General features: G+C 34.9%; 11 protein-coding genes. All 11 read right to left on the minus strand.

The genetic code is table 11. From position 1 onward, the window contains the following. Positions 1-8 precede the first annotated feature (8 nt). The 11 genes from HCO57_RS13495 to HCO57_RS13545 all read right to left on the minus strand — a co-directional run bounded on the left by HCO57_RS13495 (position 9) and on the right by HCO57_RS13545 (position 12922). Complete coding sequence (locus HCO57_RS13495) at positions 9-383, minus strand: hypothetical protein (RefSeq protein WP_167989455.1); 375 nt, start codon at positions 381-383, stop codon at positions 9-11. 35 nt (positions 384-418) lie between these two features. Continuing rightward, positions 419-1876 carry a potassium/proton antiporter gene (locus tag HCO57_RS13500; protein WP_167989456.1) on the minus strand — a complete coding sequence of 486 codons (1458 nt, stop codon included), beginning with the start codon at positions 1874-1876 and terminating at the stop codon, positions 419-421. 111 nt (positions 1877-1987) lie between these two features. Continuing rightward, positions 1988-3988, minus strand: coding sequence for a DUF349 domain-containing protein (locus HCO57_RS13505; RefSeq protein WP_167989457.1), 2001 nt, complete (start codon positions 3986-3988; stop codon positions 1988-1990). Positions 3989-4138: 150 nt separating this feature from the next. Next, the gene (locus HCO57_RS13510) at positions 4139-4882 is read right to left on the minus strand and encodes a shikimate dehydrogenase family protein (RefSeq protein ID WP_167989458.1); all 744 of its coding nucleotides are present in this window, start codon (positions 4880-4882) and stop codon (positions 4139-4141) included. After that, on the minus strand, positions 4842-5873 hold the full coding sequence (locus tag HCO57_RS13515) for a DUF368 domain-containing protein (protein WP_167989459.1): 1032 nt from the start codon (positions 5871-5873) through the stop codon (positions 4842-4844). The genes HCO57_RS13510 and HCO57_RS13515 overlap by 41 nt, the downstream gene beginning before the upstream one ends. Further along, a complete protein-coding gene (locus tag HCO57_RS13520) occupies positions 5873-6802 on the minus strand; it encodes a DUF368 domain-containing protein (RefSeq protein WP_167989460.1) in 930 nt (309 codons plus the stop codon). The genes HCO57_RS13515 and HCO57_RS13520 overlap by 1 nt, the downstream gene beginning before the upstream one ends. A gap of 30 nt (positions 6803-6832) precedes the next feature. Then, entirely contained in the window at positions 6833-8239 is a 1407-nt protein-coding gene (locus tag HCO57_RS13525) for a tetratricopeptide repeat protein (protein ID WP_167989461.1), read from the minus strand. A 98-nt stretch (positions 8240-8337) separates the two neighbouring features. Next, entirely contained in the window at positions 8338-9516 is a 1179-nt protein-coding gene (locus tag HCO57_RS13530) for an aspartate aminotransferase family protein (RefSeq protein ID WP_136950935.1), read from the minus strand. 27 nt (positions 9517-9543) lie between these two features. After that, the gene (locus HCO57_RS13535) at positions 9544-11262 is read right to left on the minus strand and encodes an OstA-like protein (RefSeq protein WP_167989462.1); all 1719 of its coding nucleotides are present in this window, start codon (positions 11260-11262) and stop codon (positions 9544-9546) included. Positions 11263-11364: 102 nt separating this feature from the next. After that, complete coding sequence (locus HCO57_RS13540; protein ID WP_167989463.1) at positions 11365-11964, minus strand: aminotransferase class IV; 600 nt, start codon at positions 11962-11964, stop codon at positions 11365-11367. Continuing rightward, the gene (locus HCO57_RS13545) at positions 11948-12922 is read right to left on the minus strand and encodes an aminodeoxychorismate synthase component I (protein WP_167989464.1); all 975 of its coding nucleotides are present in this window, start codon (positions 12920-12922) and stop codon (positions 11948-11950) included. The genes HCO57_RS13540 and HCO57_RS13545 overlap by 17 nt, the downstream gene beginning before the upstream one ends. Between the last annotated feature and the right edge of the window lie 11 nt (positions 12923-12933).

Below are 12933 nucleotides of genomic sequence, written 5' to 3' on the forward strand. Positions count from 1 at the left end.
GTGTATTGTTACACAAAATCATGGAAGGGGTAGACAATGTCTTCCTTAGAAAATTTAGGAAATAAAGTGTTATTTTCTAATAACTTTTGGGCAAGTTGCTGGGTTTTATTTGCAGATAATACCTTTGTAATTATCGATTTGTTAAACCATTTTGTAAAAGGATTTTGTTGCCGCTTAACAGTTAAGATAGGTTTATAATCTACCTCTTGTACTTGTTGCTCGTGCTTTTGTATACTTTGGTGTACTACAAAGGTCTGCTCGTCTTTAGAAAGTACATCCTTTTGAATCTGCTCACTTGGTACAAAAGCCAATTGTTGTACCAATGTAACTAGGTACAATAACAAAAGGGGCAATCCTCTATACTGTTTGCAAATAATATTCATGCAAACAAAGGTATAGCTTAAAAGTAAAAGCCCTATTATTTTAAGCAGTTCTTAACGTTCTTTAGTTCGTGCTCATTTTCTGCCAGGACAACAAGAATATCATTTGGTTCTATTACGGTAGAACCGTTTGGAGTGATAAAAGAATCATTGCGCTTAATCATAGCAATAATGGCATTCTTAGGAAAACTTAGCTCTACAATTTTCTTATGTACTGCTGTACTATTGCTGTCGATACTAATTTCAGTAATGGTGTTTTTTGGTAATTCTGCGATAAATTGCTCGGTTTCGTTGGTTGTTTTTTCACCTTCCGGATGTATTACATTAAGCCACTTTGCAACTACCGATAGCGTTGTTCCTTGCACTAATACAGAGGTCACCGATATAAAAAATACAATGTTAAAAATGATGTTAGCCTTATCTATGCCTGCTAATAAAGGATAAGTTGCAAAAACGATAGGTACTGCACCACGTAACCCTACCCAAGAGATGTAGAACCTGCGTGCTAATTTCATTTTAAAAGGCATTAAACTTAAAAAGACTCCTATAGGGCGAGCTATAAAAATTAAAAACAAAGCTATTAATAACCCAATACCTATATAAGGCACTACCTGTGTGGGAAAAACTAGTAAGCCTAAAGTTAAAAAAAGTACGATTTGCATTAACCATGCCAGTCCATCATACATTTTTAAAATAGTCTTTTTGTGTATTAAATCTTGATTGCCTAAGTAAACAGCACAAATATAAATGGCTAAAAATCCATTACCTTCGATTGCATCTGTAGCAGAGAATGTGATAAACATTAATGTTATCACTAAAACCGGATATAAACCCTCAAAACCGAGTTCTATTTTATTAATAATCCATTTGCTTAGTAAACCAAAACCGTAACCTGCCATCGCACCTAAAATCATTTGTAAGAAGAAGGTGGGCACTACACTTAGTATGTGTTGATCTTGATTTACAACCAAGGATAAAAAGGCAATGGTAAGTACATATGCCATTGGGTCATTACTACCACTTTCTAACTCTAAGGTTGGTCTTAGATTGGTTTTAAGAGCTATATTTTTAGACCTTAGAATAGAAAATACGGCCGCAGCATCAGTAGAAGATACAATAGAACCTACCAACATACTCTCATACAAAGTAAAATCACTTATAATGTATACAAAAGTACCTAGGCTTGTTGCAGTAAGTAAAACTCCAATAGTAGATAATGCCATGCCTTCTTTCCAAATAGGTTTTACGGCATTCCAATTGGTATCCAAGCCACCAGAAAATAAAATAAAGTTTAAAGAGACAATGCCAATAAACTGTGCCTGTTTGGGATTGTCAAAGGCTATGCCACCAATACCATCAGAACCTGCTAACATTCCTATGAATAAAAATAATAGTAATGTAGGTACACCAAATTTATAAGAGGTTTTTCCTGCTACAATACTTATAAAAAGTAGTACGGAACCCACTAGTAGTATATTTTCAATGGTAAGTTCCATAATTCGGTTTACTATGATTAGGTTTAAGCGCAAAACTAAAGCCTGAATTTTTATAGGAAAGTTAAATAACCTATAAAAGTTCAGGCTCTGTTTTAATGTTGTAGAAGAAAATTATTCTTCTTCCGAGCTGGCAGTGTCTTCTTCGTCTTCTTTAGCCAGCTTATTTTCCATGATATTCAGGTTTTTAAGTTTTGCTTTCCAAGTAGCTAAAGCATCTTTATGTCTATTTATGTTGTTGACTACCTCTTTAACTAGCGGATTATCTTCTGATGCGTTAGAGAAAAACTGCAGGTTATTTTCTAATTGACGAATTTCACTTTTGCTTTCGTCAATTTTACGTTTTATAAAGGTACGTTCGTTACTAATAGCGCGTTCGTTATTATCTGCATTGGCTAATTGCTTTATTTTATCGCCATATTTCAATAACTCAGATTCTTGCTTGCTGATGTCTAGCTTCTTAAATAGCGCATCTATAATTTTATTAAACTTACCGTTAATATGCCTTTTGTTGAAAGGAACGTGACCTACCTTTTTCCACTCGTTAATAAAGCTTTTTATTTTTGGTAAATCTTGGTCTTTGTCACCTACCAACTTAAATTCTTTTAAACGACCAAGAATTTCATTTTTTAGGTTAAGGTTGGTAATTTCTTCTTTTTGACTTTCATTTTTTTGCGCATGTAACCTGTCAAAATAATGGTTGCAAGCATCTTTAAAATCTTTCCAAATGCTATCAGAATACTTTCTTGGAACATGACCAATCTTTTTCCATTCGCTTTGAATGCGCTTCATTTCTGGAGTCGCATGGTCTAAATCTTCAGAATCTTTAAGCGCCTTTGCAGTCTCTAATAAGGCTCTTTTCTTTTCTAGATTATCATGCTGTTCTTTTTTTAGGTCCTTGTAGAAGCTATTTTTCTTTTTATTAAAACCTCTAACGGCATCTTTAAATCTGGCCCAAGTTTCTTCATTAACGCGTTGTGGCACTTTCCCTGCTTGGAAAAACTCTTCACGCAATGCTTCAACTTGTTTTATTTGGTTTTGAATTTCTTTGTGGCTATTACCAACAGCATTAGAAATTTCTTCTATACCAGCAATTATTTTGTTTTTGGTAACAAGGTTTTCTTCGTAGGTAGATTCTAATGCAGCAAAATGCTCTTGCCTTCTTGCATGCATCGCTTTTGTAGCCGCACTAAACTTATCCCAAATCTCTTCCCTAATTTCCTTTGCAACAGGACCAACCTCTTCTTTCCAGATTTTGTGTAATGTTTGCAGTTCGCGGAACGCTTTACCTAAGTCTGGCTCTTCTTGTAGTGCTTCTGCACGTGCAATAAGTTTTTGTTTTTCTTCTAAATTATGCTTAAAATCTAAATCGCGTAGCTCACGATTTAAATGAAGAAAATCATAGAAAATTTCTATGTGGTGATGGTAGGTGCGCCATACATCATTATAAGAATTACGCGGTATTGGCCCAGCATTACGCCATTTTTCTTGTAAATCTTTAAAGTTTTTGTACGTAGTATTAATATCTTCTTCTACATTAACTAACCCTTTTAACTCTTCTATTATCGCTAAACGGTTCTCTAGATTAGATTTTAAGGATTTTTCTAAATCCATGTAATAGGCATCTCGTTTCTCTCGATACTCCTTGTACACTTCATTAAATTGTCTTTTAGTAACAGAATTGTATCTAAAATCTATTTCATTACCACCAGCATCAATAAATTCTTCCTTTTTTTCTTCTAAAAATGCTTGAAATTTAAGGTCAAACTCATGCTTAATCGCATTTACATGTTTGCTTATGGCTTGTACTTTTTCATTCTTTACTAGACGTTGCAATTCACCAACCAAGTTTTCCATGCTAAGGGCATGATAATCTAGGAACGGAATTTCATGTCTTTTTTCATTTTCAGAATCCTCTGCGTCTTCCGCATTTTCTTGGTCAATTTCATCTTGCACCTCGTCATTTATCGCAGCATCAGAAGGAGTAGTAGTACTTTCTACATGTATTGTTTTCTCTTCTGCGCGTTCTTCTGGCGTAGGTATCAACCCGTCTTTGTTTTCTACTTCTTGGTTCCCCCCAGCAGTTTCCTGTGGTTTATTTGCTTCATTGTCCATCTTAAATGGTCGTTTTAATTATTAGATTGATGGCTGTGTGCGGTAAGTTATAAAGAAAACCCACCGTAAACAAAAGTAATCATTCTTCTTTTGTCTCTGTACCTATAAGACGAACAACTCTATAAATTAGATGGTAGTCTGAATCTTAAGTTAAGAATTCCATATTTCCCAAGCCTTTTCTGCTTGGCCTACCAACATAGGATAACCATTTTGTACAACACAACCTTTTTTTTTGCCTTCCGCTAGAAAGGCTGTCACTTCTGGATTGTAAATTAAATCGAACAGTACATGGTTTTTGCCTAAATATTCGTAGGGTATGTTAGGCTTTTCTGCTACATTAGGGAATGTGCCTACAGGACTGCAGTTCACAATTATGGTATTAGATGTTATAATTTCTTTATCTAATTCTATATAACTCAATTGCCCTGGCTTTGCGCTTCTAGAGACATAGGTGTATGCAATACCTAATGTTTTAAAGACATATGCAATGGCTTTGGAAGCACCTCCGGTACCTAAAATCAAGGCATTTTTATGGCTTATGTTAAGTAAAGGGGTAATGCTATTTTTAAATCCGTACGTGTCTGTATTGAATCCAATCCGTTTATTATCAATAAATTTAATGGTGTTAACAGCTCCAATTTCTTGTGCTGTTTTATCCAATTCATCTAAATAGGGTAGTACTTGTTCTTTGTATGGAATGGTAACATTGAGCCCAAATACTTCTGGGTTTTTTAAAATAGATGCTATTTCTTCAATATTTTGTAAATCAAAGTTTTCGTATGAAAAACCTTCAATTTTCATCACATTAAATTTTTCTGTAAAATAGCCCTGAGAAAAGGAGTACGAAATATCTTTACCTATTAGTCCTAGTCTTTTCTTTCCTGTTTTTTCCATACCAATCTAAACTTAATAACACAAAGATGCCGAAGATAATAAAGAAAATTGCGCCCCAAGTTTCCATTACCAAGATATCTGGCCAATATCTTTTGTAATTGAGTATTATGCTATCTCCATTGCTGTCCAAAAGTACCATTCCTGAGAGGTCTGTTTTAAAGACTGTTTTTTTCCAAGGCCATAAGACGCCCAATGAACCTGTGATAAAGCCAATAATAATTGCAGTGGTATGCGCTTTGTAATGTTTTAACAAAAAGCCTAGGAAATGAGATAGTGTTACTAAGCCTGTTGCAGAACCTAACGTAAAAACTGCTAAAATTTTTAATGTTTTTAAACGTTGTGGATTACTCCAAAAGCTAAAATCACCTTGTAGTACTTCGGCTATCGTAAAATATAAACTATTAACAGAATCTACCAATAACAATACGTAGTTGCCAATAAGGATAAGGATGAAAGAACCAGATAGGCCAGGGAGTGTCATCCCAGAAACACTAATTATACCACAAAAAAAGATAAACCAAAGGTTGTCATTCTCTTTTGCAGGATTTAAAAAACTAATGCCAATCCCAACCAATAAACCAATGATGCCTAGGGGAATGGTTTTTTTGTTCCAATCCTTAAAATCTTTAGAAATATAGTAAATGGAGCCAATTATCATTCCAAAGAATGCAGCCCAGACATAGAGTTCTTTTCGTTCTAAGAAATAATCTAATAATCTAGAAACGCTAAAGTAACTGATAAGCATTCCTGTGATTAATAGCACTAAAAAAGCTCCGTTAATATACCTGAAAAAACTTTTAAAACGACCGTTAAACAGTAACTTGAATGCTTTAAAATTTACTTTTTGAAGGGAATAAATAAATTCCTCATAGAAGCCACCTACAAATGCTACGATTCCACCAGAAACTCCTGGAACTTTATTAGCAGCCCCCATGCAGAGGCCTTTAATAATTAAGAATATTTTATCTGATAGCGTTCTTTGTGTTTGCATTAATCACTTATCGGTCTGTTTTTAGCTGCAACCCTTTCCAAGATAAAAATAAGTGAAAATCCTAGGATAGCTAAACCGATAGCGGGAATTAATTGCGCATCACCCTCAAAAGCAAAAGGAGAAACATTTTGTTCATTTATTGGTATCACCTTATCATCAAACACCTTAGTTTCTAAAACTACTTTCCAAGGCCATATTTTATTTAAAGAACCAAGAATAAACCCTGTTAATAAAGCTAAGGTTACATTTTTATAGTTTTTAAACATCCATTTTAATAGGCGAGCAAAACTTAACAAGCCAAAAACAGCACCAAAACCTACCGTTGCTATGGTTATTAGATCTCTTTGGTGTACAGCATCTAAAATAGTTTTATAAGACCCTAGAAGTACCAAAATAAATGCACCAGAAATACCAGGTAAAATCATGGCACAAACAGCCAATGCGCCTGATAGGAATAAGTAAGGAATACTATCTACATTTTCAGATGGGGGTATTGTGGTTATTAAATACGCGCCGACCGCTCCAACAATAAGAATTATAATACTCATAGCGTTCCATTGCTTAATTTCTTTGCCTACTAGGAAAATACTGGCTACCACAAGGCCAAAAAAGAAGGACCATAATAAAATAGGTTCATTGGCTAGTAACCAGCTCAAAAACTTAGCTAAAGAAAGTACGCTAATAAAGATGCCTATAAATAAGGCTACTAGAAAATTACCGTTTAACTGTTTCCAGCAGGCTTTAAAACCTTCCTTACGTAAGGTTTTGATTAAACTTAGATTAATGTTATTGATGGAACTAATAAGTTCTTCGTAGATTCCAGATATAAATGCAATGGTTCCTCCGGATACTCCTGGGACTACGTCTGCAGCACCCATGGCCATTCCTTTTAAACTTATGATGGCATAATCCAATAACTTTCTAGGCATGAATCTTATGTTTGGCTACAAAGATACTATTTAGGTAGATGCTTTTGGACTTCTTTTAATGGTATCTTGAATCCATTTAACTTGTTGGAATTCTGGATACAATTCTGAAAAAACCTTAGATTTTTTAGGGTTTAGTTGTAGTGCTATGGTTAATTGTTCTTTAGCTAAATCTTGCTGATTATTTGTAAGATACAGACCTGAAAGCTGATAAATAAGTTCCGCATGGTTAGGGTAAAACTCTAACCCTTGCAGTAGAACTTGTATAGCAGCCGCACTATCCTTTAAATGATGTAGTGTTTTTGCCCAATTAGACCACGTACTAAACTCGTAATTACCCAATTCCACAGCTTGTTTATAGGCGAAGTCTGCTTCTGCATAATTACCCAAGGCATAAAAGGTATCTGCATTTAATCTCCAATATGTAGGGTTGTCTCCGTCTATATTAATAGCCTTGTTTACGTAGTGAAGAGCCCTTTCATAGTTTTCTTTTCTATAATAGAATTTGGTAATGGCAAGCCAGCCTTTATCCAATAAAGGGTCTTCATGTACGGTATGGTAATAATAATATTTGGCCAACTCGTCATTGCCTAATTTTTCATGGCATTTGCCAATACGTAAATAAGCGTGAGAGGTGGGGTCTTCTATTTCAATAGTAGTTTCGTAACAAGCTATAGCTTCATTAAGTTGCCCCATCTTTTCTAAAATCTTGGCTTTCTCAAAATAAGCACCCAAGAATGTATCATCAGAAATGATGGCGAAATCAAAAGCACTCAAAGCCTCTTTATGCATGTTTTTTTCGTCATACATTTTTCCCAATTGATGCCAAGCTACTTCGCAATACGGGTTTTTCTCTAAATAATCATTTAAAAATACTATAGCGCCATCAAAATCTTCTAAAAACTCAAAGCAGTAAATAACATTATACAGAGAAGAGTAATCAGAGTCATCCACATCCAAGCATTTTATGAAACACTCTTTTGCTTTTTTATAGTTATCCATAAACAAATATTCCATGCCCATTAACGAATAGATATCAAAATTATCTTCGTTAGCATTAAGAATTAATGCTTTTCTAAGCATGTTTACTGCTCCGTTATGGTCATCTTTTTTAGAAAGAATATTAGCACGTTGAATATAAATTTCCTCGTTGTGTGCATCAATAGTTTCTAGCTCGTCTAACAAATCTTGTGCTAAGGTAAATTGGTCTTCAAAAACCAAAACTTCTACCTGTAAAAGTTTTATTTCCATACAATTTGGATGCTGTTGCAGTCCAATTTGTATGGCCTTTTTTCCTAGGGTTACCTTACCAATGTTTAAGTAGTGGTGAATAATCTCCTCAAAGTCCTCTGCATCAAAAAAATAGACATCGTCTGTTTTAAGCATGGACTCAAATTTGTGAATGGTAGGGTTATGATTTTCGTTAGTATTTAACGCCATAGGTCTAGTTGTGGTTAACTATAAACTTAAAATTAGGATGATATTGCCCTAATTTTTGTCGATAGACAGTGTTGTTATTAACAAATTAGTTAACAGGTTTAGGAATTTGTGTTGTTCAGAATGTCTAAAATCTGCTTACAACCCTTTGTAATTTCTGCTTCGGAAATGGTTAATGGTGGTGTAATTCTGACCGCTTTTTTTTCAAATAACAACCAAAAAAGAATAAGTTTCTCTTTTGCGGCTGTTAGTACTAAATGGTTTGCAATTTCTTCATTATCTAAAATCAAAGCCAGCATTAACCCTTTACCTCTTATTTCTTTAATCAAAGGATGTACCAAAAGAGTTCTAAAAAGCTTTTCTTTAGCTACAGTAGCTGATATTAGTTGGCTTTTCTGCAGTTCCTGTAAAGTAGCCAAAGATGCTGCCGCAATGACAGGGTTGCCGCCAAAAGTTGTAATATGACCTAATTTTGGGTTTTGTAAACATGCCATTATTTGGTTAGAAGCTACAAAAGCACCTACGGGCATGCCAGATGCCATGCCTTTGCCAACTACTAAGATATCTGGAATACATTGGTAGTGTTCAAAAGCGAAGAGTTTGCCCGTTCTGCCAAAACCGGGTTGAATCTCATCTAAAATAAGTAACGTCCCAGTTTGGTCGCATTTTTCTCTAACTTTTTTTAGGTAATTATCTTGTGGGGTAATAAAACCTGCTCCCCCTTGTATGGTTTCTAGAATAACGGCAGCTACTTTGTCAGTAATTAAGTTTAGGTCTTCTTCTACATTAAACCCAATAAAACCTACATCTGGGATTAATGGGCGGAAAGAGGCTTTACGTTCTTCCATGTTCATAAGACTTAAGCTACCCATGGTATTACCGTGATAGGCATTTTTTGCTGCTAATATTCGTGAACGCCCCGTATATCTTCTAGCTAACTTTAGGGCACCTTCTATGGCTTCTGTACCCGAATTTACCAAATAGGTGCTCTCTAATGATTTGGGCAATACTTGGGCTAATGCCTTAGCATAATCTACTGCTGGCTTTTGTACATATTCCCCGTATACCATAACATGCATGTATTCTTTGGCTTGTTGGGTAATCGCAGCAACTACGGCAGGGTGGCAATGCCCCAACGTACATGCAGAAACTCCTGCAACAAAATCTAAATGGGCATGCCCCTCGATGTCAAAAATATAACTCCCAGATGCCTTACTAACTTCTAATGCTAGTGGGTAAGGCGATGTTTGTGCTTGGTATGTATAAAAATCTTCCGTCATGTAACTCCTACAAAATACCTGGTACTATTATCTAACCGCTTTTTTTACTTTGGATTTAGTGGGGGTAGTGGCTTTGCTGTTGGGTTTTGCATTAATGGGTTGTTTCTTCAAGGGTTCACCACTACGTTCACTTTCTTCTGCATCTATATCTATGGGTGCGTCTATACCTCTTATTTTAACTAAGACAATGTTGTTATCATCCTCATCAAAAATATCTTCTTTCTTATAAATACGCTCGTCTCCACGCCAGATAAACCCTTTTAGTTTTCTGTTTTCTAAGGGCAAATCCTTTTCTGGATATATTTTACCTTCTGGATTTACAAAAAACGTAATATTCTCAATATCACTATTGTTGAGTTCTAATCTTATTTTACTGCTTATTGTCTTGTCTATGCCAATGAGTTCATTGTCATCATTATACATGTAATAGATTACCTCTGTATTTTTTATAAGATCAACAATTTTAAGCTCATTCTCTATAAACTTACCCAGTAAATCTTTGCCTTTAGCTTGGTTATAACCTTGTTTACCAATGGTATCAAAAGAGCTAATAAATGCGTTGTTAATTACCTTTAAAGAATCTAATTCCTCCGTTTCTAAATTGGATAATAAATGGATACTATCACCTGTCATTTGGTTGTCCATGTTCCAAAGTACAGGATTGGTAATTAATTGTGTAATTCCTGTTTTCTCAGAAGAATGTATGGAATCGCACTTGCCACTCATGTCTGTTTTATAGAATTTAGCATTACTAAATGCCCGTAAAATTCTATTTTCTGGTTGCCCTGTTACCATTAGGGTATCGCCATGAATATAAAGTGAGTCTTGCTGAACTAAATTAATTGCCACAGCACGTTTAGTAGCGAAAACGGAATCTTTATCTTTAAAAACTTCAGCATAATGGGCGCGTATTACCCCGTTATTTACGGTGTCTGTAACTTTAATATTATTGGTAGCCGAGGCAAAAGAACTTGCTTTGTCAAAATATACGCTATCCCCTTCAATGATTCTATTACTGTAATCTATTCTTGTATTTTTTACACCATACCCTTGTTCTATCTTAGTATCATAAAACCCACGTTCGCAATAGATTTTATAAGCCTCTCCAGTAATGGTAGATGGTCCGTACATGTACGCATTTTTAGATACTCTGTAGTAGTTTAATTGTTCAGAGTCAATCACGTATTCTGGATTGTCTATATGCACATTCTTTTGGAATTGCACTTTTTTCAGTTCCATAAAGTACGTGCCAATAATACTAGTCAATACATTAGCAGAGTCTACCACTTTACCACCAGATTTATAATAAGACTCCTGCTTTTCTCTATCAAAGTATAGTGTATCTGTAGTCAAAGTCATTTGTTGGTCGCTCAAATCTACAGCTTCATAAGCTCTGGCTAGTTTGGTATTACCGTTATAGTCTAGCTTGCCACTATTCATTTCTATAGAATCTCCTTGCTGTAAACGTACATTGCCAATAGCACGTAAGCGGTTTTCTTGGGCATAAAATACGGCAACATCACACCACAAATCGGCCCCTTGATGTTCAAATTGTACTTGTCTCTCTTCATCTTTACTAAAAATAGAGGCTCCTGGAAATTTAGCTTCATCCTTGGTAAAGTTTGCTCCGTAAACAATGTTTATTTGTCTGCCCTCAGCTGGTTTTTCTTGCGCAAATCCAACAGAAAATACTAGTAGTAATAGTAGTGATGTAAATGGTTTCAATTGCTTGAAAATTTTGTTCAAAAGTAGCGTTTTTGAGCTTAGATTACTTTTTGTTTAATATAGATTTAGCAGAAGGATGATTCAGACCTATTTCCTTCGCTTTAAAAGCCGTAGTATATGCGCTTATAATTTTATGTTTTCTATTGGTATATAGAACGTAGGAGAAAAGGTAAGCATAGCGTTCATAAGTTGAAATCCACTATAGTTTTGTAAGGATGCAAGCGTAATTTTTTGCTCTATAAGTATACCTTGGTCTAACAAGCGCTGTCTACAAGTACCTTGCAACAAACAACTATCTGGCGTAACCCATTGCTCACCTTCTAAAAAAGCTATGTTGGCAAAATAGGTGTCTGTAAGTAGCCCATTTTTTAAGATGATAATATCATCACAATCTCCACGTTCTTGCCACAACTGGGTTAAAGGAGAGCGGTCTGTAAATTTTAAATCGTAATCTATAACGTTATCCTCAACTACTTTAAGGGTTGTAATTTTCTTTGGAGCGTAGGTAGAAAATTCATATTGCTTATTGTACTGATTATAACAGATTTTTAATTTTACAGTTCCTTTTTTATAAGTATTTGGTATGGTTATACCTTGTAGCAATGAGAAAGAAGGGCTTGTTCCGTAAAATTTTAGAAACGACCTTAAAAAACGAACCTCATGATATTCAGCATGCTGAATATCCCCATCCATTATACAAATAGTTTCAAAGAGTGGGAACATACACTTTTTTTAAAAGTTCATCATACTCTTCATCTAAAACACTTTGGTGTGTTATACCTCCGCCACTTTTAAAATAGGCTTTGTCATTTATTTGTTCAATAAATCTTATGGCAACTCCTATATCTATTGTATTACCGTCATAAACACCAAAAACACCAGTGTAATATCCCCGTTTATACTGTTCTGCTTCTTTAATTATGGAGATTGTTTTGTTTTTGGGAGCACCACTAATAGAACCAGCAGGAAGTAATTTAAATAATAGTGTTGCAAAATTGTCTTTCCAGTTTAAAGGTAATTTGCCTCGTATTTCGGAACTTGTTTGGTACAGTCCGCCCGTGACGGTATTTATTTTATCTACATATCTAAACTTAGTCACAGTAATTTCTTTAGCTACTAAGGATAAGTCATTTCTAATTAAATCTACAATGGTGTTATGCTCTTGTATTTCTTTGTGATTTTTAAGTAACAACTCTAAAGCATTAGGCAAATGTGCAGGTATGGTACCCTTCATAGGGTAGGAGTAGATGTGGTCTTCTTTTATTTTGACGAAGCATTCTGGAGAAAAGCATACAAATTGGTCTTTGAATAGTAATTTGTAAGGCGCATTGGCCAGATTAAATACTGTTCTTAAGTCCACGTTGCGCTTTAATTCCGTTGGGAAAGTTAAATTCAACAAAAAGCTATTGCCGGCATGAATATTATTCAGAACATGGTCGAAAGCTTTTTTATACCGTTCATAGTTGAGTGGTATTGGGTCTAAAGTAATGTTTGAATCCGGTTCTGTTTTTAGGCTGGGAGCGTTAGAGAATCCTTTTATATTAAAAAGGATATTTTGTCTTTCCGCTTCCTTAGGAGATAGCGCAATGCAATTTTCTTGTTCAAAGTCAATAATAAAAAAGAAAGGCTCTCCGTTGCATAAAAAACCTTTGGTCTTTTGTTCAAAAGAGAGCCTATCCATTAAAGTAATAC

This window comes from Croceivirga sp. JEA036, from assembly GCF_011882165.1.
Taxonomy (GTDB): Bacteria; Bacteroidota; Bacteroidia; order Flavobacteriales; family Flavobacteriaceae; genus Croceivirga.